The 26,969-nt window shown below is 41.4% G+C and carries 24 protein-coding genes; 14 read left to right on the forward strand and 10 right to left on the reverse strand.

Annotated elements, in window-relative coordinates:
* Positions 1–197: 197 nt before the first annotated feature.
* Positions 198–2,603: a 3-hydroxyacyl-CoA dehydrogenase/enoyl-CoA hydratase family protein gene (locus tag dnm_RS02835; protein ID WP_207681210.1), complete on the forward strand. Its 2,406-nt coding sequence runs from the start codon at positions 198–200 to the stop codon at positions 2,601–2,603.
* 62 nt (positions 2,604–2,665) lie between these two features.
* Positions 2,666–3,850 (forward strand): thiolase family protein, encoded by a 1,185-nt coding sequence (locus tag dnm_RS02840; protein ID WP_207681211.1) that lies wholly within the window; start codon positions 2,666–2,668, stop codon positions 3,848–3,850.
* A 281-nt stretch (positions 3,851–4,131) separates the two neighbouring features.
* Here the strand turns inward: dnm_RS02840 and dnm_RS02845 are convergent, their stop codons facing one another.
* The 4 genes from dnm_RS02845 to dnm_RS02860 form a co-directional block, all read right to left on the reverse strand.
* Positions 4,132–5,145, reverse strand: a complete 1,014-nt coding sequence (locus tag dnm_RS02845) for a GDP-L-fucose synthase family protein (RefSeq protein WP_207681212.1) — start codon at positions 5,143–5,145, stop codon at positions 4,132–4,134.
* Between the two features lie 673 nt (positions 5,146–5,818).
* The gene (gene gmd / locus dnm_RS02850; RefSeq protein WP_207681213.1) at positions 5,819–6,904 is read right to left on the reverse strand and encodes a GDP-mannose 4,6-dehydratase; all 1,086 of its coding nucleotides are present in this window, start codon (positions 6,902–6,904) and stop codon (positions 5,819–5,821) included.
* A gap of 497 nt (positions 6,905–7,401) precedes the next feature.
* Positions 7,402–9,003 carry a replication initiation protein gene (locus dnm_RS02855; protein WP_207681214.1) on the reverse strand — a complete coding sequence of 534 codons (1,602 nt, stop codon included), beginning with the start codon at positions 9,001–9,003 and terminating at the stop codon, positions 7,402–7,404.
* A gap of 2,773 nt (positions 9,004–11,776) precedes the next feature.
* Positions 11,777–12,142: a response regulator gene (locus dnm_RS02860; protein WP_207681215.1), complete on the reverse strand. Its 366-nt coding sequence runs from the start codon at positions 12,140–12,142 to the stop codon at positions 11,777–11,779.
* A gap of 294 nt (positions 12,143–12,436) precedes the next feature.
* Here dnm_RS02860 and dnm_RS02865 point away from each other — a divergent pair, with 294 nt between their 5' ends.
* Positions 12,437–13,426: a TonB-dependent receptor plug domain-containing protein gene (locus tag dnm_RS02865; RefSeq protein WP_207681216.1), complete on the forward strand. Its 990-nt coding sequence runs from the start codon at positions 12,437–12,439 to the stop codon at positions 13,424–13,426.
* Positions 13,427–13,657: 231 nt separating this feature from the next.
* Here dnm_RS02865 and dnm_RS02870 read toward each other — a convergent pair whose 3' ends face one another.
* The 5 genes from dnm_RS02870 to dnm_RS02890 form a co-directional block, all read right to left on the reverse strand.
* On the reverse strand, positions 13,658–13,882 hold the full coding sequence (locus dnm_RS02870; RefSeq protein ID WP_207681217.1) for a DUF2442 domain-containing protein: 225 nt from the start codon (positions 13,880–13,882) through the stop codon (positions 13,658–13,660).
* A 22-nt stretch (positions 13,883–13,904) separates the two neighbouring features.
* Entirely contained in the window at positions 13,905–14,153 is a 249-nt protein-coding gene (locus tag dnm_RS02875) for a hypothetical protein (protein ID WP_207681218.1), read from the reverse strand.
* Positions 14,146–14,658 (reverse strand): DUF4365 domain-containing protein, encoded by a 513-nt coding sequence (locus dnm_RS02880; protein ID WP_207681219.1) that lies wholly within the window; start codon positions 14,656–14,658, stop codon positions 14,146–14,148. Before dnm_RS02880 ends, dnm_RS02875 begins: the two co-directional genes overlap by 8 nt.
* A gap of 330 nt (positions 14,659–14,988) precedes the next feature.
* Entirely contained in the window at positions 14,989–15,438 is a 450-nt protein-coding gene (locus tag dnm_RS02885) for a PIN domain-containing protein (protein ID WP_207681220.1), read from the reverse strand.
* Complete coding sequence (locus dnm_RS02890) at positions 15,435–15,659, reverse strand: UPF0175 family protein (protein WP_207681221.1); 225 nt, start codon at positions 15,657–15,659, stop codon at positions 15,435–15,437. Before dnm_RS02890 ends, dnm_RS02885 begins: the two co-directional genes overlap by 4 nt.
* 472 nt (positions 15,660–16,131) lie before the next feature.
* Here dnm_RS02890 and relB point away from each other — a divergent pair, with 472 nt between their 5' ends.
* Together relB and dnm_RS02900 are read left to right on the forward strand one after the other, a co-directional pair.
* Positions 16,132–16,350 (forward strand): type II toxin-antitoxin system RelB family anti-toxin, encoded by a 219-nt coding sequence (gene relB, locus dnm_RS02895; protein WP_207681222.1) that lies wholly within the window; start codon positions 16,132–16,134, stop codon positions 16,348–16,350.
* Positions 16,351–16,369: 19 nt separating this feature from the next.
* Positions 16,370–16,567 (forward strand): hypothetical protein, encoded by a 198-nt coding sequence (locus dnm_RS02900; protein WP_207681223.1) that lies wholly within the window; start codon positions 16,370–16,372, stop codon positions 16,565–16,567.
* A 40-nt stretch (positions 16,568–16,607) separates the two neighbouring features.
* Here the strand turns inward: dnm_RS02900 and dnm_RS02905 are convergent, their stop codons facing one another.
* Positions 16,608–18,671, reverse strand: a complete 2,064-nt coding sequence (locus dnm_RS02905) for a DUF262 domain-containing protein (RefSeq protein ID WP_207681224.1) — start codon at positions 18,669–18,671, stop codon at positions 16,608–16,610.
* A gap of 515 nt (positions 18,672–19,186) precedes the next feature.
* Between dnm_RS02905 and iorA the strand changes: the two genes are divergently transcribed.
* From iorA to dnm_RS02950, 9 genes are all read left to right on the forward strand, one after another.
* Positions 19,187–21,013, forward strand: coding sequence for an indolepyruvate ferredoxin oxidoreductase subunit alpha (iorA, locus tag dnm_RS02910; protein ID WP_207681225.1), 1,827 nt, complete (start codon positions 19,187–19,189; stop codon positions 21,011–21,013).
* A gap of 156 nt (positions 21,014–21,169) precedes the next feature.
* Positions 21,170–21,496 carry a BrnT family toxin gene (locus tag dnm_RS02915; RefSeq protein ID WP_207681226.1) on the forward strand — a complete coding sequence of 109 codons (327 nt, stop codon included), beginning with the start codon at positions 21,170–21,172 and terminating at the stop codon, positions 21,494–21,496.
* A complete protein-coding gene (locus dnm_RS02920; RefSeq protein ID WP_207681227.1) occupies positions 21,493–21,732 on the forward strand; it encodes a hypothetical protein in 240 nt (79 codons plus the stop codon). Before dnm_RS02915 ends, dnm_RS02920 begins: the two co-directional genes overlap by 4 nt.
* Positions 21,733–21,857: 125 nt before the next feature.
* Positions 21,858–22,985 carry a DUF262 domain-containing protein gene (locus dnm_RS02925; RefSeq protein WP_207681228.1) on the forward strand — a complete coding sequence of 376 codons (1,128 nt, stop codon included), beginning with the start codon at positions 21,858–21,860 and terminating at the stop codon, positions 22,983–22,985.
* Positions 22,982–23,464, forward strand: coding sequence for an MAE_28990/MAE_18760 family HEPN-like nuclease (locus dnm_RS02930; protein ID WP_207681229.1), 483 nt, complete (start codon positions 22,982–22,984; stop codon positions 23,462–23,464). The genes dnm_RS02925 and dnm_RS02930 overlap by 4 nt, the downstream gene beginning before the upstream one ends.
* Positions 23,465–23,468: 4 nt before the next feature.
* The gene (locus dnm_RS31515; RefSeq protein ID WP_207681230.1) at positions 23,469–23,627 is read left to right on the forward strand and encodes an MAE_28990/MAE_18760 family HEPN-like nuclease; all 159 of its coding nucleotides are present in this window, start codon (positions 23,469–23,471) and stop codon (positions 23,625–23,627) included.
* A gap of 299 nt (positions 23,628–23,926) precedes the next feature.
* Entirely contained in the window at positions 23,927–24,487 is a 561-nt protein-coding gene (locus dnm_RS02940; RefSeq protein ID WP_207681231.1) for an indolepyruvate oxidoreductase subunit beta, read from the forward strand.
* 17 nt (positions 24,488–24,504) lie between these two features.
* Positions 24,505–25,521 carry a TRAP transporter substrate-binding protein gene (locus tag dnm_RS02945; RefSeq protein WP_207681232.1) on the forward strand — a complete coding sequence of 339 codons (1,017 nt, stop codon included), beginning with the start codon at positions 24,505–24,507 and terminating at the stop codon, positions 25,519–25,521.
* Between the two features lie 20 nt (positions 25,522–25,541).
* Entirely contained in the window at positions 25,542–26,810 is a 1,269-nt protein-coding gene (locus dnm_RS02950) for a diaminopimelate decarboxylase (protein ID WP_207681233.1), read from the forward strand.
* Positions 26,811–26,969 lie beyond the last annotated feature (159 nt).

The raw sequence follows: 26,969 nt of genomic DNA on the forward strand, positions 1-26,969 counted from the left end.
GCGAAGCAGAACCCACCATGTGCGGTGGGTTTCGTTTGTGCGGCTTGCTGGGTGGGTTGCGCTTCGCTCCTCCCACCCTGGGTTTCGGGTATTTTATTTTTGGGAAAATCCCTAAAGAAAAAATTCAGCGGATATTGCTTACTTAATATCTTTAAAATTCAAACAGATATAATAGACATGAGAAAGGAGGTATGATCATGGTCAGAAAAATCAGGAAGGCAGGCGTCATCGGCTCCGGTGTCATGGGCGGCGGCATTGCCGCTCTTCTTGCCAGTGCTGGCATAAAGACGTTGCTTTTGGATATTGTTCCTTTTGATTTGAACGCGGATGAAAAAAATGATCCCACAGTTAGAAACAGCATCGCAAAAGCGGGACTGAGTACAATGATAATGTCACAACCGCCTCTTCTCATGGACAAAAGGGACGCGAAGCGGATTACCGTCGGCAACCTGGAAGACGATATTGACAAACTTGCGGAATGTGACTGGATCATCGAAGTTGTGCTGGAACACCTGAAAATAAAACAGGAACTTTTGCAGAAGCTTGAGAAGGTGAGAAAAGAAACAGGGATTGTTTCCACAAATACTTCGGGAATTCCTCTCAAAAAAATGTCCGAGGGACTCAGCAAAGCATTCAGACAGCATTTCCTGGGGACGCATTTTTTTAATCCTGTAAGATACATGAGACTGCTTGAAATTATTCCGGGGGAAGAAACACGCCCTGAAATTCTCCAATTCATGGCGGATTTCGGAGAGAGAAGACTCGGAAAAGGAATTGTATGGGCAAAAGATACGCCCAATTTTGTGGGGAACCGTATCGGTGCGCACGGTATTGTGAAAGCCATGCAGACGATGCTTGAGGACGGGCTCACGATTCCCGAGGCAGATGCCCTTTTCGGTCCTGTCATGGGAAGACCCAGGACAGCCATGTTCAAAACCTGCGATCTTGTGGGACTTGATATCATGGCGCATGTCTCCAAAAACACCTATGATCTGATTCCTGATGATGAACAAAGAGACAGCTTTGTCATCCCCGAATTTGTGAACAGAATGATTGAAAAAGGGTTTCTTGGCAAGAAAGCCGAAAGCGGTTTTTATAAAACTGAAAAGCCTGGAAAAAAGGTTATTCGTAAGGTCATCAATCCTGAAACCTTTGAATATGCGGAATATGCCAAACCTGCTTTTCCATGCCTTGACCGGGCAAAACAAGCAAAACTCCTGCCGGATAAAATGAAAGCCGTGGTGTATGGCGGGGACAAAGGGGCAAAGTTCGCGTGGAAAGTCCTTGGCAGCAGCCTGATTTATTCTGCCAACCGGATCCCTGAAATCTCCGATACCATTGTTGACATTGATAATGCCATGAAATGGGGATATAATTTTGAGGCGGGGCCTTTTGAGACCTGGGACGCTATTGGCGTTGAGGCGTCTGTTGAAAAAATGGAGAAACACGGATTTGAGGTGCCCGAGAAAATCAGAAACATGCTTGCGGCTGGTAACACTTGTTTTTACAAGACCGAAAACGGAAAGGTTTTTTTCTATGACTTTGCCTCTGAATCCTATAAGGAACCTGCCATCAGCGATAATGTGATTTCTCTGAATGTACTCAGGAAAGCGGATAAGGTTGCCAGGAAATGTGACTCTGCTTCTCTCATTGATATTGGTGACGGTGTGTTCTGCTGCGAATTTCATACCCGGATGAATGCCATCAACAAGGAGATTGTGACCTTTATTTCTGAAGTCATTGATTATGTGGATGCCAATGGCATTGGTCTTGTGATCGGAAATCAGGCCGGAGGAACTCCGGGGGCTTTTTCAGCAGGCGGAGACCTTTTTTATATGGGTGCGCTCGCACAGTTGGGAAAATTTTCAGAAATAGACGCTTTTCTGAAAATGGCGCAGCAAGGCATTCAGAAAGCAAAATATTCAGATTTTCCCATTGTTGCCGCACCCTATGGCATGACCCTCGGGGGCGGATGTGAGGTGTGTATCGGAGCCGCGGATAAGATCGTGGCTCATGCGGAACTTTACATGGGTCTTGTGGAAATCGGTGTGGGACTGCTTCCCTCTGGCGGCGGATGTCTTAATTTGTGGAAAAAATTTATTAATGCCGTGCCTGAACCGGTTACGGATTATGATCTTGGCAAATTCTTTATCCCTGTTTTCATGAACATCGCCACCGCCAAAGTTTCAACTTCTGCCGCACACGCCAGAGCAATGGGGTTTCTCGGCCCCAATGACAGAATTGTGTTTAACCGGGACCACCTGATTGGCGAGGCAAAGAAAGACGTGTTAAAAATGGCGGATGAAGGATATGCGCCCCCTGTGAAGAAGAAAATAAAGGTATTTGGTGAAAGCGCCCAGGGAATGGCAAATGCGGAATTGTTCAACATGCTGCAAGGAAAATATGTAACTGAATATGATGTTTTTCTGGCAAAACGCATTGCTTATGTCATCAGCGGCGGAGACGTGCGGGACAACAGCGAAATTGACGAAGAGGTCATCCTGAAGCTTGAAAGAGAAGCATTCACCGATTTTTGGAAACAGAAAAAAACACACGCCAGGGTGGAACATATGCTGAAGACAGGCAAACCGTTGAGGAATTGAGAATTGAGAATTGAGAATTATCAATTATCAATTATCAATTTAAAAAGGGGGGAAGGTGTATAATGAGAGACGCGTATATTGTAACATCTGTGAGAACGCCTGGCTGTCGGAGAGCAAAGGGAGCTTTTAAAGACACAAGGCCCGAAGATTTGCTGACGTTTATTCTTAAAGCGGCAATGAATAAAACCCAAAATCTTGAAATGAAGGATGTGGATGATGTGATGATCGGCTGTGCTTTTCCCGAAGCTGAACAGGGGCTGAATATCGGCAGAATCGTTACCCAGCTTGCCGGTTTTCCTGTTGAGGTCTCCGGAGCCACGGTCAACCGGTTCTGCTCCTCCGGGCTGGAAGCTATCGCGCTGACTGCCCTGCGGGTGATGGCAGGCTGGTCAGATGTCGCCATCGGCGGCGGCATAGAGTCCATGAGCTATGTGCCTATGGTGGGAAACATTATCAGACCTCATCCCGAACACACAAAGAACCATCCGGATGTTTATTCTTCCATGGGAACCACTGCGGAGAATGTTGCAAATCGCTACGGCATCTCCAGACAAGCCCAGGATGAATTTGCTTATCATTCTCAGATGAAGGCTGCCGAGGCCACGGATAAGAAGTTATTCACGGAGATAATCCCCACCCCTGCGACAAAGTTTGTTCAGCAGGAAAATGGCACTTACAAAAAAGAGACCTTTCTGGTTGATTATGATGACGGGATCCGCCCGGACACTTCAATGGAGGGACTGGCGAAATTGAAACCGGTCTTTGCAAAAGGAGGAACTGTTACCGCGGGAAATTCTTCACAGACCACAGACGGTGCGGCTGTCAGCGTTATTATGTGTGAAGAAAAGGTCAGAGAGCTGGGCTTGAAGCCTGTGGCAAAATTTAAATATTACACCACCATAGGCTGCAAATCCGATGAGATGGGCGTGGGTCCGAGATACGCCATTCCCAAACTTTTGAAACGTTCCGGAACAGACATCAGCGATATCGGACTGTTTGAGATAAATGAGGCATTTGCTTCTCAGGCATTATACTGCCTCAGAGAGCTGGGGCTGGACAAACAGATGGACAAAATAAATGTTTATGGCGGTGCCATTGCATTGGGCCACCCCCTGGGATGCACCGGTGCCAAATTATGCGCCCAGCTTGTTACGAGGATGAAAGAACGCGGGGTAAAATACGGCGTGGAAGCCATGTGTATCGGCGGCGGAATGGGGGCAGCCGCATTGTTTGAGTTATGTGATTAAATTGAGAATTGAAAATTGAAAATTGAGAATTGAAAATTGAGAATTGAAAATTGAAAATTGAGAATTGAGAATTGAAAATTGAAAATTGAGAATTGAAAATTGAGAATTGAAAATTGAGAATTGAAAATTGAAAATTGAGAATTGAAAATTGAGAATTGAGAATTGAAAATTGAGAATTGAAAATTGAAAATTGAGAATTGAGAATTGAGAATTGAAAATTGAAAATTGAGAATTGAAAATTGAGAATTGAAAATTGAAAATTCTCAATTCTCAATTCTCAATTAAAAACTGGCATACCATTCATAAGCTTTCTGAATACCCTGATCCACTCTGATTTTTGCCTGCCACCCGATGGCCTCTAATTTTGAAACATCCAACAGTTTTTTCGGCGTACCATCTGGCTTGGATGTGTCAAAAACCATCTCTCCTTTGAACCCGACGATATCTCTGACCTTCTCGGCAAGTTCTCTGATGGTGTGATCTCTTCCGGTGCCAATATTGACAAGTTCGGTTTCCTCATAATTTTTCATCAGATATACGCACGCATCAGCCAGATCATCCGCATATAAAAATTCTCTTCTCGGCTGACCCGTTCCCCAAAGCGTCACTTTGGGTATTTCCTGAGACGATGAAAGAGATGTCCTTATGTCATCCGGGATAGGGCCGAACCGGGCCTCGTCCTGATCAATGGCTTCAAAATTCCCCTGAGATGCCAGCTTCGCAAGGTGAAATTTCCGAATCATCGCCGGAAGCACATGTGAGGAAAACAGATCAAAATTGTCATTGGGTCCGTAAAGGTTTGTGGGCATGACCGGGACAAAATGCGTTCCGTGCTGTCTGTTATAGGACCGGCACGTCTCAATCCCGGCAATTTTGGCGATAGCATACGCGGAATTGGTAGGCTCAAGAGGACCGGTGAGAAGATATTCCTCTTTCATGGGCTGGGGGGCCATGCGGGGATAAATGCACGAGGACCCGAGGAAAAGCAGTTTTTTGACCCCATGATGATATGCCGCGTCAATGACATTTGTCTGAATGAGAAGGTTTTCACGGATAAAATCCGCAGGATAAGTATTGTTTGCCATTATCCCGCCGACTTTTGCGGCAGCGAGAAAAATATACTCAGGTTTCTCCGCATCAAAAAATGCGTTCACTGCTGCCTGATCTGTCAAATCAAGTTCAGCGTGTCTGCAGGTGATAATGTTTGTGTAACTGAGTGCCCGGAGGTGACGGAGAATAGCGGACCCGACAAGACCTCTGTGACCGGCGACGAATATTTTGGATGTTTGTTTCATGATTTACTCACCGATTTTTTCTGATTTCATTATTAATGGACATGCAAAGATTTTTCATAAGTACCTGACCATAAATTTTCGATATTTATCCGGAGAAGAAACCCGGCTTTTTTTTTCCGGAGTGACCCGCCTTCCGTTACGGAAAAAGCCGGGTTTCTTTGCCGCTCACAGAAAAAAAAGTATAGTACTTAGATTTAGGTATGTCCCGGCATGATTTTTGCATGGGAAGGTTGTCTCGGAAAAAAAGCCGTTTCCGGGCCTGAAAATTTCATTCGTCCGTTCGGAATCCCGGAGGCCGCCTCTGTATGCAACTTTCGTGCCAGGACATACCTAAATCTAAATACTATATAAAAAACTTTTGCTCAGGTACTTAAGGCTCCGGAGTGCCAAACTTACAGTTTGGCAACATTTTCTTTAGCAATATCTCCGACACCTGTAAACTGGGCGTTTCTGCCAAACTGTAAGTTTGGCACTCCGGATAATCTTTTTCTTAAAGTCTGTAATTACAAAAAGTAATATTCGGTAAACCCCGTGATCGCTCCTGACACATTGAAAAATCCCTCAGCAAAGGCGGTTCGGATTTGCCAATCCGAGCCGAGCGGGGGATGAACCCGGGGGGGGTTCACCAAATCTTTATATAAAAAATTATATTAACATACAGAATATTATAAATTTATTCAAACTGATTGTATGTCTGAAATCCTTCTTTCCGGCATAAATCATCTTTCTGAGCTTCCTTCATATCCTCCAGAACCATTGTCTTTATGAGCTGATCAAAAGATACTTTGGGTATCCACCCGAGTTTTTCTCTTGCCTTTGACGGATCACCGAGGAGAAATTCCACCTCTGTGGGCCGAAAATACCGAGGTTCAACTTGGACAAATGTTCTGCCTGTGGCCGCATCTTTTCCGACCTCATCCACGCCGGAGCCTTCCCATACAATTTCGACCCCTATCTCAAGAAAAGCTTTTTCGACAAATTCCCGGACAGAATGGGCCTCACCTGTGGCAATGGCAAAATCATCAGGTTCATCCTGCTGGAGCATCATCCACATGGCTCGGACATAATCCCCGGCAAAGCCCCAGTCTCTTTTGGAATCCAGATTCCCGAGATAAATTTTATCCTGAAGACCCAGTTTGATTCTAGCAACCGCTCTCGTGATCTTCCGGGTGACAAATGTCTCACCCCGGATGGGAGATTCATGATTAAAAAGGATACCGTTACAGGCAAAAATATTGTATGCCTCACGGTAATTCACCGTAATCCAGTAGGCATACACTTTGGCTGCTCCGTAAGGACTCCGGGGGTAAAAAGGGGTGGTTTCCTTCTGTGGAATCTCTCTGACTTTGCCGTACATCTCGCTGGTTGATGCCTGATAAAAACGGGTCTTTTTCTCCATGCCCAGAATGCGTATGGCTTCCAGCAGACGCAGTGTGCCGATGGCGTCGGAATTTGCAGTGTATTCAGGCGTTTCAAAAGAAACTTTCACATGACTCTGGGCAGCCAGATTGTATATCTCATCTGGCTGAACAGACTGAATAATCCGGATGAGGTTTGTCGAATCTGTCAGGTCCCCGTAGTGCATGAAAAACCGGACGTTTTCCTCATGGATATCTCTGTAAAGATGATCCACACGCCCCGTATTAAATGATGATGCCCGGCGTTTGATGCCATGCACTTCATAACCTTTTCCAAGAAGAAACTCAGCCAGATAGGCTCCGTCCTGACCTGTAATACCTGTGATTAATGCTTTTTTCATGGTTATATTATCCTCAGTTTAACTTCGTTAAGTGTCAGAATCATCAGTTCTCCCCAGACGCTGAATAAACGCCGCGTCTCCCTGACGGGATTTTTCCCAGGATGATGCTTTCTCCCTCGCAGAAAAAACTCAGATTTATCCGCCCTTTGCAGGAAAAAATATATAAAAATTCTGATTGTAACAGATTTAGGGGAGGGCTGACCAAGCCTTGTAAGGGCGGCATATTTGTAGCAGCTTAACATCGTACCATTCTTTAGCCACTGAGATTCCGAGATTTTCTAACTCCCCTCACCAGCAAACTTTCCCCGTGGGGTGTATCGCTGATTATGTTTTATATCCGATCAGAAGCATTTCCGTCAATGTTTCATTTTATCACAAAAAAAATCTGACTTCCGAGATGCTTTTTGTCAAACCAAACACAAAAAAACAGTCAGTTTTATTAAAAATTTGCATGTAAAATTTTCTGGAATTCGAGGGATAAGGACAATAAAACCTGGTTAAAAATTTTCAGCGCAGTAATCCAAAAATGAAGGATGTTTAATCAGATTATCCAACGGCATGTTCTCAAGTCTTTTCCGCATAAAAGGCTTGAGGTCTTTAAGACAGCCCGCTCTTAGTTCCTTTATCCGTTTTTCAGGCATGGTTTTCAGTTGTTCCCTGATACGCCTGTGTTGTTCAAATCTGTTATTGCTTTCTATTTTCTTCTGTTCTGAGTTTTTATGATATTTCCGGTTTGCTTTGTCTGCCTGATTTTCAGCAAGATTCTTTTCCAGTATGGCCCTGTACTTTCGTTTGTCTGTGATATGCTGGTTAGTGAAGCGTATGTTTTTTATGACATATTCAGCACTGTGTGATTTCTGATACTTTAAAATCAGATTGCGGACAGGCTTTGATATCTTTATCGGAATAAAATCAAAAAGGGATTCAGAATTAACATTTGTTTCCGAACCTTCGGATTTGGTAAGCTGCTTTCTCTGGTCTGCAAATTTTTTGCAATAATGGCATATCTGAGATTTTTTGTCTTTATAGTTGCTCCAAGTAGCTTCACATAATCCCTTGGTTTTCTGCCAGCATTTCTTAGCCTCGGATACAAGTTCCTGATGCTTCTCGTCAATCGGTTCGTAATCCTTTGCATAGTCCTCTCTGATCGCGTCGGTGAGAAAACCGGGAATGTTTCTTACTTCACCTTCGGCAACCTTCTTTTTAGTGAGATCAATGTTGCGCCTGATCTGTTCCGGCGAAAATTTTTCAATGATTGCCTGAGCCTGTTTTTTGGAAAGTTTCAGAGAAATAAATTCAGCTTCCAGATCAGAGAAAATTTCAGGTTCATTTTCTGAAGATAGCTGCAAATCAGCTTCACTTTTCTCTGATTTGGGCAGTATTGGGAGTTTCGGTGGCAGCTCTTTTGTTGTTTTTATATAAAATTTCAATCCAATAACTGTTCGTCCGCTTCGTTTGTATTCAATCTCAATCCACAGATTTGAATGTTTGTTTATTTCTCTGATCGCCTTTTTTATAATATATTTGTTCAAATCCTTAAACAGTTTGTATTCTTCAGCTTCAAGACCTACAAGCCTTCTGAAGTTTGGAATATCAATAACCGGGGTTTCGCCTATGCCTTTATAATCAACAAAAAGTTCATACAAAGCCAGCGAATATTTGGAGCTGAATCTGTTTTGCATAGTCAGGTTTATGCGGGCATATATACAGGGATTGGCAAGTTTTTCTCTTAAAAATATGCTGTAATCATATTCACATATTCCGTTTCTGACTTTGCAGCCCGCCAGCAAACTGACAGAACCCCATTCCTCTTTCTCATATTCCTTGTCCTTCCCCAGAATGTTCCATTCTATGCTCGTGCTGATAAGCCCTTTCAGAATGTTCTCAACCCGTTTGCTCTGAGTTTTATCGGTATGTTTGTAACCCAGATAGGAATAAAGCGTGGCGACAGGGATTTCGAATTTTTTTATCTCATAATTTTCCAGATCGTTGAAAGCATGGGCAAGCATCACGTTCCATGCTTTACGCTGAAACAGTGTTATTTTGTTACTGATTTGAATTGATGAACTGTGCTTTATAACCTCATTCTTTTTTTTCATCAGGCACCTTTCTTTTCATTAAAAAAATAATAATATAGGTGGAAAATTTTGTCAATTTTTTTCCACCTATGTTACAAAACTGAAAACCTTTTGTTTATGAAGTTTTTTTGTGAAAGGTGGAAGGATTGACGGGGAAAATTTGTAAGCTTTTTTTATTTCTGTCCATCCTTTATCCTTTTGAAAATAAAGGGGTTTACAAAAATACAGGGGGATATGCAGAAAAGTTTCTGCCTCTGACAAGTTTTTGTTTATAAATGTTTTTTGTGAAAGGTGGAAGGATTGACGGAGAAAATTTGTAAGTTTTTTTATTTCTGTCCATCCTTTATCCTTTTGAAAATAAAGGGGTTTATAAAAATACAGGGGGATATGCAGAAAAATTTCTGCCTCTGACAAGTTTTTGTTTATAAATGTTTTTTGTGAAAGGTGGAAGGATTGACGGAGAAAATTTGTAAACTTTTTTTATCTCTCTTCCATCTATTCTATTGAAAATAAAAGAATTTCCAGAAAGCTTTCTGCCTCTGACAAATTTTTGTTTATAAATGTTTTTTGTGAAAGGTGGAAAGATTGACGGAAAAAATTTTGTAAGCTTTTTTATATCTCTTTCATCTATCATATTGAAAATAAAAGGATTTCCAGAAAGTTTTCTGCCTCTGACAAGTTTCTGTTTATAAAATTTTTTTGCTAAAGGTGGAAGGATTGACGGGGGAAATTCTGTAAGCTTTTTTTATCTCTCTTCCATATATTCTATTGAAAATAAAAGGATTTACAGAAAAATTTCTGCCTCTGACAAATTTTTGTTTATAAATGTTTTTTGTGAAAGGTGGAAGGATTGACGGAGAAAAGTTGCAAATTTTTTTGTCTCTGATTCATATATCTTATTGAAATAAAAGGATTTTCAAAAAGTCAGGGAAATTTGCAGAAATTTTCTGAAATTGACAAGTTTCTGTTTATAAAGGCTTTTTTTGCTAAAGGTGGAAGGATTGACGGGGAAAATTTGTAAACTTTTTCGTCTCTGTTCAATCTATCTTGTTGAAAATAAAAGGATTTTCAAAAAGTCAGGAAAATTTGCAGAAATTTTCTGAAATTGATAACTTTCTGTTTATAAAGGCTTTTTTTGCTAAAGGTGGAAGGATTGACGGGGAAAATTTGTAAACTTTTTTGTCTCTGTCCAATCTATCTTGTTGAAAATAAAAGGATTTTCAAAAAGTCAGGAAAATTTGCAGAAATTTTATGAAATTGATAACTTTCTGTTTATAAAGGCTTTTTTTGCTAAAGGTGGAAGGATTGACGGGGAAAATTTGTAAACTTTTTTGTCTCTGATCCATCTATCTTGTTGAAAATAAAAGAATTTTCAAAAAGTCAGGAAAATTTGCAGAAATTTTCTGAAATTGATAACTTTCTGTTTATAAAGGCTTTTTTTGCTAAAGGTGGAAGGATTGACGGGGAAAATTTGTAAATTTTTTTGTCTCTGTCCAATCTATCTTGTTGAAAATAAAAGTGTTTTCAAAAAGACAGGAAAATTTGCAGAAATTTTCTGAAAATGACAAGTTTCTGTTTATAAAGGCTTTTTTTGCTAAAGGTGGAAGGATTGACGGGGAAAATTTGTAAACTTTTTTGTCTCTGATCCATCTATCTTGTTGAAAATAAAAGAATTTTCAAAAAGTCAGGAAAATTTGCAGAAATTTGCAGAAATTGGTAACCTTCTGTTTATAAAGGCTTCTTTTTCCAAAGGTGGAAGGATTGACGGGGAGAATTTGTAAACTTTTTATCTCTGATGCCCGTGTAATAAGGAAAAGAGAAAGAATTTGTGAAAAAAGATGAAAACTTTCCTGAAATTTTTTTTATCACTGTAACAGCTTCTATTTATAGGGTGTTTTATGGAAAAGTGGAAATTTGACCCACCAAATTTTCCACTTTAACCCGTCAATCCTTCCACCTTAACCCGTCAATCCTTCCACCTTAACCCGTCAATCCTTCCACCTTAACCCGTCAATCCTTCCACCTTTATATTATCAACTATCTAATTTTAAAAGAAAATTTGTCGTATAAAACTGTTTAAAACATTTAAAACATATAAAACAACAGCAATTGATGCTGTTTTTTTTTTTGGAAAGTTCGGGGGGAGTTCCATCAAGTTTTCATTTCACTCGATAATCAAGTTCTTTTCTGTTATTCCGTTCGACGACCCGACTGAGTTCACCGAAGTCTGAGTTCACGCCGAAGCCTGCGAAAGCAGGCATTCGTTTTTGGCAGAACGGGGGAGAAACCCGGTTTTTTCCGGCGGGGGAGATTCCCATATGCATCAGGCTAAGAATGAGGGACGGCTGCCGGACGGGGTTTGCAAGCTGCCGGACGGGGTTTGCAACCCCGTCCGAAACGTTTGCGGGCGGCGATCCGGAAAATATTCCGGACGGGGTTGCAAACCCCGTCCGGCAAAATCAGAGTTAATAAAAACAGTAGGTTGTAATCTTAGCCTGATGCATATGGGGAGATTCCCCGTCCGGGAAAAAAGCCGGGTTTCTTTTCTGTCCCGCGTTCAGTCCGGAAACTTTTCGATCTGGTGGCAGAGGATTCCTGCTTTCGCAGGCGTCGGCGTGAGTTCAGTCGAACGGAATGACAGGCTGTCCGGCCGGATTGGATAAAAAATTTGATTATCGAGTTTCAACACAAAAAAAAACAGATTCCGAAGACGTTAAACTATCCGAACACAAAAAGGTGGAGGTGAGCGGAATCCTTTTGCGTTGGTTCGTTCATCGCCAGGTTATATGGTCTTTCAAGCTTTGCAAAAATATGAATCTATTACGGACTTTACTCTTTGCATATCCACTGGTTTATTGAAGACAGCAAGGGGGGCGAGTTTTTCAATTTCTTTTATCAGTCCGTCATCTGAATAGCCTGTCATAAAAATAATCGGAATCTTACGGATCAGATGTATTGCCTTTGCAGCTTCAACACCGTCGGTTTTACCTGCAAGCCGGATATCCATGAGAATAATATCCGGTCTTTCGGATTCTGCTTTTTTAACGGCATCTTCCCCGGTTGCGACAGGTTGCAGGATGTCATAACCCATATCTTTGAGATGAAAGCTCATTTCCAATGCAATAAGCACTTCATCTTCGACAATCATAATTTTTTTCATAATTTAGTTCTTCCTTACCGTGAGAATCCATTTTGAAAAGCCGGGTTTTTCATCTGAAAATATTTTCATGACCAAAAGCGAAAAACCCGGCTTTTTTACCGTGAGAATTCATTTTGAAAAGCCGGGTTTTTCATCTGAAAATATTTTTATGAGTTTGAGGCAGATTATGTTCTGGGACTTCCGTCCATACCTGAGATTGGTTATCCTTCAGGTTCGGCAGCGTCAACACATTATGAGGAAAGAGAATTTTATGGAAGCACGGAACTTGTCTGCAAATCTTTTAAAAACAAGACCTTGCTTGTCGGAACAAAATATTCTGACGTTTCAATACAGGATGTTGCAGGAGCGTCCACAGTTCCTGGAACAGGAGAAATGGAAGCGCTTTCCGAAGAATGGCTTTTAACAGATAAGAAAAGAAAAATTTTCAGCGCATATTTTCAGCATATGTATGATATAACTGAAAATTTTGTTCTGATCGGAGGATTGCGCTATGATGACTATAATGATATGGGAAACTATCTGACGCCCCGGATATCCGGGGTCTGGCGGTTTTCAGAACACCATATTTTAAAGGCGCAGTATTCGGAATCTGTTCGTCCCCCGACATTTACAGAACTCTATTCCAGAGGCACTTCTTTTATCAGAGGCAGTGAAGATTTGGATTCAGAGCGTATCAAAAGCTATGAAACCGAATATATCTGGAGAAAACCAGGTATGGGTATCCGCACGACGCTTTTCTATTCTGAGCTTGAAGATAAAATCCTGTATCCTGCTTATGCTGACACGTTCAGCAGCATTAATATTGAATATAAAAATGCTCAGGACACGCTTAAAAGCAGAGGTGCTGAAATTGAATTTGATCTTGAAATGACAAAGGAACTTCAAACAGGGTTTAATATTTCATATACAGACACAAATGACGGGAACGGGGAATCCATCGGAGGTGTGTCTGACTGGCTGGCAAACGCCTGGCTGATCTGCAAGCCTGTTCAGGATTATGAGTTTGTGTTACGATATCATTATACCGGAGAGCGTCATAGGGACGCTGAAGACCCCAGGGAAGACTTGAAAGGTTTCCATGTTTTTGATTTGACTGCTAATGTTTTTAATCTGTTCAAAAGCGGGCTGACATTGCGTGCTGGTGTCAAAAATTTTTTTGATACAGATATCATCTGTCCCGCACCTGTGTACAAAGATGAAAAGGGCATCACAGGGTATTATTATCAGGATGATTTTCCACGTCCCGGTCGTGAATGGTGGATGGACATTTCTTATGAATTTTAGCAATTACAGGGGGTTGCTGGGTCATTACGGGGGGCGGCTACGGGGTTGGTCTGTGACGGCTATTTAAAAAAGGATTACGTGTTTATTTTAACTTGAGATTGGGCATATGTCGCACTTTTCAGGGTCAATAAGTGCGATATGGGAAAAAGTCTCCGCATTCTATAATGCTCTTTCTGATACCGAAAAGTGCGACACAGGCCATGAAAACGCCTGTGATCGGATATGTTTAATTTAATTTTCAAATGGTTGGCGTAGCCCGATCCCACTCGGCATTTCACAGTGCAGACCGGTTCCTCCGCCGCTGATGACATAATTCTCCAACTGTTCCCAATCCGCACTGAGAAGGCGGGGAAAATAAGCCAGCGGAACACCCAGTTGCCGTCCGTCCGTCAGCTCTATCCACATATTATTGTCCGCATCGAAAGAAAGTTTCTTTGCCAGCGGTCTGAAGGTCATTCACAAGCACACATATATTTTCTCAATTCGTTTCTGTCTCCCCGAAATTATGAAACATGTCTTTATTTAATACGCCTTTTCCGACCAGATTCCCTCTGATCATTGAAAGATGGCGGGATTCGACAATTTTGTTTCTCCTATGGCGGGGGAGAGTTATAAGTGAATCAAAGTCGGTATTTTGAAAAATAATATGATGACTTCTTTTTATCTCTTCAAAACCGAGAGATGCCAGAAATTCTCCGAGTTCGCCGTATGTCACTTTTTTAAACATGATGTTCGATCCTGTTCTTATATATTTGTTTTAACACATTTCTTTTGAATTTTACAAATTTTACGATACTGCTCATTCCGACACGGTTCCTGACAGGGATAGTGACACTGTGGTATTTCTTCACTTTTCTTATATCAAAATGTTCAAGGTTTTCAAAATATTCCTGAATATAAAGCCAGTATGCACGGTCTCTGACCGCATCGTAAACAATCAGTATGACAGGCATCGGTTCCGAAAGCCATATATTCAGGTCTTTTTTTTTCAAAGGAAAACTTATTGCCTGACCATTGTGAACAAATCTGATATTGTCTGTCGCTTTGAGTTGAACGTAGATATTTCCATTTTCCAATTCGCTATCAGCCGTGTATGTATAAATAATCAGGTCGTAACCATAATCCGAGGAAAATTTTTCAATGGTATGGCCGCATAAAAGCACAAATCTTTCGACATAATTCGCACTCAGATCGGCAATTATGTGTTCCCTTGTTCGTCTCTTTTTTTGCAATATTCAGGCTTTTTCCTTTATTATCATAAGCGGCTGACGTTTGAAATAATCAGTTTTGGAAAACGCACAGCGTTTCAAAATACGGTTCACTGATTTGTCAGGCTTTTTACCTGTTTTTGTGGCTTAACATCGTATCATGAAGCCTAGTATTAACCTCACCAGCGAACTTTCCCTGTGCGATGTAATTTATATCCGAATCAGAGGCATTTCCGTCAAGTTTTCATTTTACCACAAAAAAAGCCTGACTCCGAAGACCTTTTCCGTCAGGTAAAAAAACTTACAAACGCAAAAAGCCCCATGTCAGTAAGCTACGGAACCTTCTATTTCCTGTTATTCTTTAGCTATTTTTAATGCCTCTCTTTTCAGCGGTTCACCAATATAAAAACTATTCCTTTCCAATTCTTCTATTAACGGTTTCACCGCTTTAATTATGCCGGAATTTTTTGCCTGAAGCAACATCCCGACTGTTCCGATGACATTCAATTTCATACGTCTCGCAACATTTCTTGCCTGTTTGTCATCTAAGATTATTCGCTTTCCTTTCATGCAGGCCAATGCAATTGCTTCAGCTTCGCCGGAATCCAATATCAGCTTAAGAGAATATACGAGTAACGAATTATGTGGCTGCTCGACTTTGATCCAATCTTTTAAGATACCGGATTCTTTTTCAACTTCAGGCGGAATGATCACATTATCATAAAGTTTTTGCAGTATGTGTAAATGATTAATTCTTTCCAGACCGATGAGACATGTACTGTCTGCGATTATTGTTTCTTTCAAAAACCAAGCTCCTCTCTGAGTTCTTCAGGGGAATAGTTTATTACAGGTATCTTATAATTGCCAAGTACATCAATAAAAGCCTGCTTTGAAAATCCTGCCAATTTGGCGGCCTGACCGAGAGTTATTTTTCCGACTTCATAAAGCTTTAGTGAAAGAAGCAATTTTGCCTCGTCTTCAGATAAGCTGAAGGGTAATTCAATTTTTAAGGTGTTCACATTCATAATTATCTCCCTTTAACGAGTTTTTGTCGCACTTTGCTTAATTGCAAAATTATCCCTTGCTTGATAAATACTTTGGGGACTCAGCAAAGTTTTCCGGGTCAGTCCCGAGTTTCGAAAGTTTGCCTTTCTGTTTCAGTTCCGTTAGTCTCAGACCAAAAAATTTTACTATAAATCACACAAAAGCACAACAGAAAAAGCCACTTGGCTTTAAGCAAATATCGCCCTGCATCACAAATGATCTAAACACCTTTTCGGGCATGAAGAATCTCTCTGGTAAAATTCTCACATCAATCGCTTCTTGACAAAAACTCCTGTTTTTGTCGCACGCCTTTCTACAGAAATGACCATTTTAAAACTTATAACAATCTGTTTGTAAAATGAAAAATTGGATAACATATCATTAAATATCCTGTTTTGGGATATTTTAAGCCACGCCTTATATTGCCCAGACAATCTTATAAGCAGAAAATCTATGCGTCATATTTATTCCAAAAGATATCAAAATTTTCTCAGACGACTTCGAAAAGCCAGAAAGGAAGCGGATATGACTCAGGCAGAGGTCGCTGCGGCATTAAAAAAACCACAGTCTTTTGTGTCCAAATGTGAGAGCGGGGAACGACGCGTTGATATTATTGAACTTTATGATTTTGCAATGATTTATGGGAAGCCTTTGGATTTTTTTCTGTCGTGACGGGGATGAGATGTCTGAAATGTCTGATGATTGGCCGCCGGTAAAACAAGATAATGGGAGAAATTGGAGTAAAGCCAAACTCACGATTCTGAAATTATTATGGTCAGGTGAATGGGTGGAAGGTGCAAAAGTTTACGAAGTTACCAAGCATACATGCCGGAGTAAGAAAAAACGTCAGCAACACGAAAAGGCAAGACTACTGCTTTATGAGGATTAATAATCAGCTCAACGAATTCATCTCACACCTGCTCATGCGTTCACTCCTTATATTTAATCGTTAATTCTTCTTCAAAATCAAAAACTGTCAAAGCCTTTTTTATTTTGTCAAATTTTCCTTTACTATCCATATTGGATTCTATGAAATAAGTTTTATTAATGGGAGTCGCCTGTCTGCAACTATTCGGATCTTTTGTAAGGCTTAACTTTTCGCTTAAATCGGAGATAAAGAATGCCTGGGGATTTGATTCGAATAAAGTCTTAATTATTTCCACATACAATTTGCTTACTTCCGTAATTTCCAGCTTCTGGTTAAGAAAAACAGCATATTCCAACTTTTTGCCAGTAGGTTCTTCCGCATAAAAAATATTTATCTCGTTAAAATCGGTTTCTTTTTTGATTTCAACTTCTGGAAATTTCCAAATGTTCAAGAATCTTTCCTCAATAATTTGGAACCTTTTTTCAATTTCTTCTCTTCCCCATCTGTCAATTTCGGCCAAATAGCGATTGAGCCAAAGTCTGCTGTACTTGTAACCTTGCTCCTTACCGTTGGCATTCATATCTCTCTTGGCAACAAATGCTTTATTGCCTAAGTTACCATTATTTCCTGAAAGCGTGAGATTTGCTATCGTGTTGAGATAGTTATCCTTTATGAAATTATACTCTTTTTTTCCCAATTCAATTTCCCACTTTTGTTCAGGTTTTTGTGGAAATATATGCTCTATGGTTATGTCATTGTTTCCCTGAATTTTGACCGGTTCTTTATTTTCATGGTTTTCAAGCCTCTCCAAAAAATAGACCCTGTTTTTCGGCTTTATTCCATACATATCTTTTTTTTTGAGAGCATTTATTACTTCAGTATTCCGTGGAAACCTTTGGTTGCCTTTTTTGTTTAGCAAGGCCAACTGAATTGAGGTTAAATATTTTTCAGAATCAACATCTTCATAAAGCCGCATAAAAATTTTATTCAATGCGCTTGTAGGTAACCCTACAATAAATCTTCTCCATGTGAATGATTGAATCAGCTCCAATACATCTGTAAATGTTTCTTTGGATATTACACCAGCTAAATAGTCTTCATAGACTTTAAGCAAAAAAGGATAAGCAACATTTATTTCCAGCCGGTTGATATATTCCAGTTGAAGCCTGATATTTTTGTCAGACTCATTTTTCGGATTAAGTAACCTGCTGTAATATTTAGCTGACTTTTTAATAGGACTGAGATTCTGTTCTAATACTTCAACGGTTGATGTCTCATACTTTCGCTTGAACTCCTCATATACTTTGTTTTTATTGGGAATCTTTTTGTTTTCAAGAGTGAGATAATCCCTGATGAAATCAGAAACTTTGCTTGAATTTGTTGACTCATCTTTCGCAAAATTTTCAATTCGTTTCCAATAGTTTTCGTATATCCGATTTTGTGATTTTCTGTTAAGCCCCATTAATATATAGTTTCTTATAAGATCCGCCTGTGTTAGTTCCAACCCTGTGGAATTAAGGCTTTCAAATATTCTTTGCGGATTATCTTTCTCCCTGTCAAGAGAGATTTCAACAAACATCAACTTGCCCAGTCCCTTTATAATAGCCTCATGGTTTTTCTCAGATATTATTGAGTCAAAATAATTGAAATTATCTAACAAACGAGAAAAATCTGAATATTCTTCCTGTTTGTCGTTGCGTATGAGATATTTTAAAACTCTGTCATTATTTTCCGTAGGTCTTAATTTAAGCTTTTCTTCATCGTTGGCAAATTTATTTATTAGGTATGTTTCATTTATCTGATTCGCCAAAAAATCGTTTCCAATCTCCATAGCTAATCTATAAATGGCTAAATAAATCAGGGTTACAGTTGTCAATCTTTGCTGTCCGTCAATTATGGTCAGTTCCTTAATTCCCGAAGCGGAGTAAACATCATCATGCACATAGACAATGCTTCCAATAAAATGAGCATTCAGTTTGTCACTCGTGCCAATAAAAAGTATGTCATTTAAAAGTTGTCGGCATTGAGAAAGAGTCCAGTCGTAATTCCTTTGATAAACTGGAATTACAAATTGTATGTTATATTCAGATAAGAATCTGTTTAAATTTACTTCGTTTGCTTTCATATTTTATTATCTCACTTGGTTAATGGGAGAAAAAACAAGCCTCCGGCAGTTGCTGAACTATTTTAACATGTTAACAATAAGCTCATCGGCGAGCCTTTTCCGTCCGATATGGCGACAAGTTGTATTTTATATTCGATCAGAGGCATTTCCGTCAAGCTTTTATTTTAAAGCAAAAAGAGCCTGACTTTCAGTTTTTTTCCTTCAAATGATTCTGCACAAGACTTTTTTTCGGGCATGAAGAATATCTCTTCAAATTTGCACATCAATCGCTTCTTGACAAAAACGTCTGTTTTTGGATATTGTGATTTCCACACGGATTATGGGTAAGAAAGGGATTTCAGATGAGAAGTCAGATAATCCTTTTCTTACCCATAATCCGTGTAGATAATAATCAAAAATCAGAGTTGCGGGCAGCTTTGGCAGTTTGACAAGAAGCAGCTCATATCTCTTGGCTTATAAGGCCGGGGCTTTGTTCCGAAGTTCCGGCTTTTTTTAATGAATAACGGAGGAATGAATTGAACACACGACAACTGATGCTGGGCAATGAAGCCATTGCACGGGGACTGGTGGAAAACGGCTGTGCCATGGCAACGTCATATCCCGGAACCCCGGCTTCTGAGATTCTGTTTTCAGTGGTTTCCCAGCAAAAAGAGAACAACATATCCATGCACACCCAGTGGGCTGTGAACGAAAAGATCGCGTTTGAAATTGCCTATGCAGGAAGCATGACCGGCTTACGCGCTGCCGTGAGCATGAAACAGGTGGGCTTAAATGTCGCATCGGACCCCCTTATGAGCGCGGCATACATGGGCACAAAAGGCGGTTTTATCATAATCAGTGCGGATGACCCCGGGCCTCACTCTTCACAGACCGAACAGGACAGCCGCCTCATGGCAATGATGGCAAAAATCCCGGTGCTGGATCCGGATACCCCGGAACAGGCAAAAGACATGGTGGCGCTGGGTTATGAACTCTCTGAAAAATTTGAGATTCCCGTGATGCTTCGTCCCACCACAAGGGTCTGTCATGCCCGCCAGGATATTCTGACCGGGGAAATTGTTCCACGTGGAACAATGGCAGATTTTGAAAAAGATCCAGGACGATGGGCCGCAACCCCCAAATTTCGCTATCATCTTCATGGTGAACTGGAAAAGAAACTGGCAGCCATTTCCGCCCATGAAAAAACAGCTCCGGTTCGGTTAAATCCCGGGGCAGATTCATCTAAGGCAGTGGTGGTATCCGGTGTCGCGGCCGCACATGCAAAGGAGATCATCAAAGACCTGAATTTGTGGGATGAGATGCCGCTGTATCAGGTGCTTCAGCCCTATCCCCTGCACAGTGAATTTATCTCCCATCTCACAGACACATATGATGACATTCTGGTGATTGAAGAAAGCACCGGTGTCATTGAAATGCAGATTGCGGACCGGCATCGTGTAAAAGGAAAACTGACAAATTTTGTCCCAAAGGTCGGGGAGCTGCTCCCTGAAAACATACAGGATATTATCAGCGAATTTGCCGGTGTGTCGTCAGAAAGCGTGAGTTTGTCCCCTGCCCCGGGAAGACGGCCCACGCTGTGTGCGGGATGTCCCCACAGAGCCAGTTTTTTTGCCATCAAGAAAGCCGCAAAAAAAGGCATTTACACCAGTGATATCGGATGTTACACTCTGGGACTGAACCTGGGTGCGGTGGACACGGTGCTTTGCATGGGAGCGGCCATCAGTCAGGCAGCAGGATTTTATCATGCCTATAAAAATCAGGAAAAGCGGCCCGATATTGTGGCGACCATTGGGGATTCCACGTTTTTTCACGCAGGTGTTCCCGCGCTGATTGATGCTGTTGTTCAGAATGTGCGCTTTGTGCTGGTGATCTTAGATAACCGAACCACGGCCATGACCGGGAACCAGCCCACACCTGCCACGGGCGTTGGCGCATGCGGTGAGCCGCTTGAGAATGTGGATATTGCGCCGATAGTTCAAGGATGCGGCGTGAAATTTTGCAAGCAGGCTGATCCGTATCAGTTGAATGATTTTATTGCGTTGCTGAAAGAGGCTGTGGCATACAGCAAAGAAAACGGCCCGGCTGTGGTCATTGCAAGACATCCCTGCATCCTTGACAGGTTCCGGAAAGATGAGCAGCATCAGCCCGTGCCAGTTGAAATTACCGACACCTGTGACGGGTGCGGATACTGTGTGAAACATTTTGAATGCCCTGCCCTGATTTTAGATGAAGAGGAAGAACGGGTGCATATTGATTCCATTTTGTGCAGCGGGTGCGGGGTGTGTGTGCATGTGTGTCCGAAAGATTCTATACAACCACTTCTTATGCCAGCCCAAAAATAGAAAAAATTCATTTTGAGAATGAAAAACATCAAACGGCATCTTTCACAAAAGCTGAAAAGTAGTTTACACTTTTTCCGATCTGTAAAACAATCTTGCAAATTGTTTCAAACAATTTGCAAAATTGTTTTACAGAAAGTGCAAACTGACAAATGAAGAATGTCAAAAAATGAAACGGACTTTCAGTTGAAATATCACTTTGAATGGGATAAAAACAAAGCTAAAGGAAATAAACGAAAACATAAAATCGGTTTTCAGCGTGCTGTAACTGTTTTCCGTGATCACTATATGATCTCAATATTTGATGATGAACACAGTGAAACCGAAGATCGCTGGATAACACTGGGAACAGATGAGACCGGTGTACTGATTGTTATCTCACATACTTTTCATAAAATATCCTCTTCACAATGCAATATCCGTATTATATCGGCATGTAAAGCAACAAAAACTGAAACAAACCAATACAAGGAATCAATCCTATGAAAGAAGAATACGATTTTTCAAAAGGTGAGCGCGGCAAGTTCTATCATCCTGATGCAGAATTCGATATACCTGTCTATCTGGAGCCGGATATAGCTGAATATATAAAAGCAATAGCGTCAAAAAAAAATACTGATATAAATGAAATTGTTAATGACTGGCTCAGAAAAAATATTGCATTAATACAAAGTGCAAATGAAAAATCTGGCCCGCCGTTGCACTCGGATGATATAACCTGATTTGATGCAATTAGCACCCTGCCTGCTGAAAAGCTGCGTTAAGGAAAAAGGAAGCCCATCCTTAATAACATCAAACAGTGTGAGGGCTGTCAGCACCAAGATGGCTGGGAACCAGAGATGGTGATATGGCTGAACTACTGATAAAAAGAATGTTTGTTATGACAAATAAAATGGAAAAACTAATTGAAGAAGTTGAGGAAAGGGCTCGGGAATATCAAACAGAGTTCTATGTAATGTCCGTTGGTGAATTGATGAATTTGTACCGCGACGATGAGATTATCATCAACCCTGATTTCCAGGGGTATTTCAGATGGACAAATACCCAAAAGACAAGGCTTGTGGAATCCTTTTTGCTGGGAATTCCCATTCCGTCTTTGTTTGTTTTTGAAAGAGAAGATGGAATATGGGAATTGGTTGACGGGTTACAGAGATTTTCAACAATATTACAATTTGCTGGTCTTCTTAAAGGATATCCTCCCTTGATTTTGGAATCAACAAAATATCTGCCAAGTCTTGAAGGGACTGTTTGGGAGGATGAAAAAGACGGAACAAACAGTCTGCCGCCAAAACTCAAATTAAGCTTTAAAAGAACCAGAGTGGATTTTACCATCATCAAAAAAGAATCCGGTGATGATGCAAAATTTGAGGTATTCCGAAGGCTGAACACAGGCGGCTCATTTGCCTCAGATCAGGAAATCAGGAATTGCACCCTGGTGATGATGAACAAAGACATCCATAACTGGTTTCAGGAATTGGCAAATGATCAGAATTTTTCTGATGTGATTTCCATCACCCAGAGGCTTATTGATGAACAATATCATGTTGAATTGGTTTTAAGATATCTGGCTTGTTGTCATTATCCTTACAATCGCCAAAAGGATGTCCGGGATTATCTCACTGATGCAATGGAATATATTTTAAAGTCAGACACTTTTGACTTTCAATCAGAAAAAGAAAAGTTTGAGAAGATATTTACCTTGCTGAATAATGCTTTGGGCGAAGATGCTTTTAAAAAATTTGATGGGAAAAGATTTAAGGGAAAATTTTTAGAATCTGCTTATGAAGCAATAACAGTGGGACTGGGAACTAGCTCAGATGATTATGAGACAGGTCAGGATGAAGAACTGGTCATTCAGAAAATCCAAAACCTCTGGAAAAATAAAGATTTTTTAAACAGCATAGGGTCAGGTACGAATGCCAAAGTCAGATTGCCTCGGATCATTCCATTTGCCAAATCATATTTCAAAAAATGAGTAAAAAAAATCTGTCTGTAAATTCTCTTTACGACAATATTGAGAATGATTTTTCATGGAGACACAAAGAACTGCATATTTTTTCAAAAAGAATTCCAATTGAAAATAATGCTTATCAAAGAGTTCTGCTGAGAGCGGGCATAACATTGTTATATGCACATTGGGAAGGATTTGTACTTTCCTCCGCCTCTGATTATTTACAGCATATTTCAATGCAGGGTCTGAGCCATAAGGATTTACAACCCCAGTTTGTGGCTTTGTGTTTGAAAACCAAAATAGAGAGGCTGAGTGTCAACAAATTGGAGACAATGGCTGAGGTGATAGTGTTTCTTAACGAAGAGATGAACAGAAAAGCGTATGTCCCCTATAAAAAAGTGATTAACACAAAAGCCAATTTAGGCTTTGAGGCGCTGAGGGAAATATTTTTTACAATCGGATTGGATATCGGCTCCATACGCTTCAAAAGAGGACGTAATTGAAGATTTGAAAGAGTTAAGAAACAATATCGCTCACGGCAGAAATCCGCCTGTCAGTCTGAAAGTCTATAATGATATACATGATGAAATAATAAGTTTAATGAGAAATATTAAAAATGAAATAATTAATGCAGCAGTTTTAAAATCCTACAAAAGAACAACATGAAGTTAATTTTCTGTTGCAATCAGTACCGGGGTATCTTTCTTATTCGCTCTCAGTAGATGGAAAAAGTTTTTGCGTTCCCACTCGAAGCATGAAAACGAGTATTGTGAGGATGAGAATAATGTGGCAGGAATAAAAATAGTTATAAAAAAGAAAAGAGCCGGAGGTTAATCCGGGCAAATTGCCACTTACGATTAACGTTGGGCTCTGTATTTTCTATATATGGAAAATATGTAATCCTGACATACCAGGATGTCAAGTATCCTCAAACGATTTTTTTTCAGAAAAACGGAGAAATTCATATGAACAATTCCATAAAACAACAAATCATTATCAGCGGCGTGGGCGGACAGGGTGTCCTTTTTGTCACACGCTTATTGGCAGAGGCGGCAATCCAGAAAGGATATCCGGTTTTCACATCTGAAACCCACGGCATGGCTCAGAGAGGCGGAACTGTGGTGTCTCATCTCAAAGTGGGAGATTTTTCCAGCCCCCTGATCCGTCCTCCCCAGGCAGACGGATTACTTGCCTTAAAGGCGGAAAATGTGTCCCAATATGGGGATTATCTGAAACCCGGAGGCTGGGCTGTGGTCAACAGCCATGAAGATATTCAGGGGGAAATTAAGCAGTCGGCCTTTGCCGCGGATGCGGACACGCTTGCACAGAAGCTCGGGAATCCAAAAGCCATAAACCTGGTTCTGCTGGGGGTTGCCCTTTCCAAAGCCTCAGACCTGGCAGAGAATAAAAAGAATCTGTTTTGTTCTTTTGAGGACATCAGAGCGGTTCTGGAAAATCGCCTGCAAGATAAAAAGGAAATGCTTTCTGCTTCCCTGAAGGCCATGGAGACCGGATATACAAACTAAAAAGGGATAATCAAAAGATGAAACAAAAAACGATAATGTTTCTTATGGGAATTTTTGCGCTGACTTTCACAGTCAGCCAATATCTATCTTTTGCCGTAGCAGAGCCGATAAATCTGAATTATGCCAATTTCATGCCGGCCGACACCTTTCCCTCTGTCCAGATGGAGCGATGGAAAGCAGAAGTCGAAAAACAAACTTCCGGAAAGGTGATTATTAACACTTTTCCGGGGAGCAAGCTGCTCGGTGCCAGAGACATGATGGATGGCGTACTGGCGGGAAAAGCTGACATCGGCTGCTTGTGTATGCCTTATGAGCATGATCGTTTTTTGCTCACAAATGCCACGGCTCTGCCCCTTGGCATTCCCAATTCCCGGACAGGAAGTCTTGTTCTCTGGAATCTTTACGAAAAATACAAACCCGAAGCCTTTGCCAAGGTCAAGGTTCTCACCATGTTCACAACATCACCCGCGAATATCATGTCCAAAAAACCCGTGAAAACCATAGAAGATGTCAGGGGAATGACACTGAGGGCTTCAGGCGAGGCCGGCGAAATTGTCAGGACATGGGGAGCGAACCTGGTGAATATCCCCATGCCCGAAACCCCTGATGCATTGAAAAAAGGGGATGCTGAAGGGGTCTTTTCCTCACTCGATGTGATGAAAAATATGAACCTTGCTCAGTATTGCCGCTTTGTGGCAATGACCGACACCGTAATTTATCCGCTTGCAGTGGTGATGAACCTGGACAGGTGGAATTCTCTGCCCCCGGATGTGCAAAAGATTATGAATGATCTGGGCCCTGAACATGCGAAATGGACAGGCAGCTATGTGGATAATTATGTTCAGGAAGCCGTGGCATGGTCAAAAGAGAAATACAAGGTTGAATTTTTTGAGTTTGAGAAATCTTATAAAGCCAAGTTTAATTATCTGCTCTGGCCCCTGACCAGCAGATGGATCAAAAATGCAGAGGCAAAAGGTTTGCCCGGAAAAGCAATTGTAACAGACATAAGAACCTTTATCAGAACATACCGGTAACAGAAGGAGAAGAACATCAAATGCCCATGTCAGAAACTTTTAAAGACCGTCTTTTTCCTGTATTAAAAGATATTACCAAACATTTTGGCACGCCGTTTCATATTTATGATGAAATAGGCATCCGTGAAACCGGACAGCTGCTTATTGACGGATTTTCAGAAATGAAGGGCTTTCGTGAATATTTTGCGGTCAAAGCCCTCCCAAATCCCAGGATTCTTGAAATTATGAGAGATATGGGGTTCGGATTTGATTGCAGTTCCATTGCCGAACTTCTCCTCAGCCGTCAGACAGGCGCACGGGGAGAAGACCTGATGTTCACCTCCAATAACACCAGCATTGAAGAATTTCAGGTGGCCGGAGCCGAGGGGGGGGGTATCTTAAATTTAGATGACATCACGCTCATCCCCAAGGTTCCTGAAATGCCGGCGCTTATCTGTTTTCGATACAACCCCGGGCCGAGGTGCGACGGAAATGAGATCATCGGAGACCCGGCAGAGTCCAAATACGGCGTAAGCCATGAACAGGTGACTGACGCGTATCGGATGGCACGGGATCTCGGGGCAAAGCGGTTCGGTCTCCATACCATGGTGGTTTCCAATGAACTGAACTACATATACAAAGTACAGGTCACGCGACTGGTTCTGGAAGTGGCGGAGCGGGTCACGAAGGAACTCGGCATTAAGTTTGAATTTATAAATATGGGGGGCGGACTTGGCATCCCCTACAAACCTGAGGACAGTCCCCTTGACCTTCATACGATGGCAGCAGAGATCACCGAACTGTTCAACCAGTTTAAGAAACGAAATGGCTATATGCCCAAACTTTATCTGGAAAGCGGCCGTTACATGACAGGCCCCCACGGAGCTTTGGTGGTGAAGGCCATCAACCAGAAAGACATCTATCGGAAATACATCGGCGTTGACGCTTGCATGTCCGCCCTCATGCGTCCCGCCCTGTACGGCGCTTACCATCATATCAGCGTACTTGGCAAAGATTCACAGCAGGACACCGAGATTGTGGACGTGGTGGGGTCTCTTTGTGAGAATAATGACAAGTTTGCCATTCAGCGGACTCTCCCGAAAACTGAGGAAGGAGACATTCTTATCATTCATGATACCGGCGCTCACGGTCATGCCATGGGATTTAATTATAATGGCAAACTTCGGCCAAAAGAACTCCTCCTTCGCACGGACGGCTCTGTGGAACTGATCCGCCGTGAGGAAACCGTAGATGATTATTTTGCCACGCTCAGTTTTGAACCAAACACCATGATGCCTGGGAAAGCGTGATTTATCTAAGCCGCTTTCAATTGCTCCCGCCGGATTGACAAATCCGGCGGTTGTGACGGGTTCAGCAGATTGACAAAACTCTTTAATTTGTATTAATATCAGGGTGATAATTCCCCATACACCAGTTCCGAATCGTTTTTATAACCAACCGACAGGTGG

Origin of the sequence: Desulfonema magnum, from assembly GCF_017377395.1 — a bacterium.
Taxonomy (GTDB): domain Bacteria; phylum Desulfobacterota; class Desulfobacteria; order Desulfobacterales; family 4be13; genus Desulfonema_C; species Desulfonema_C magnum.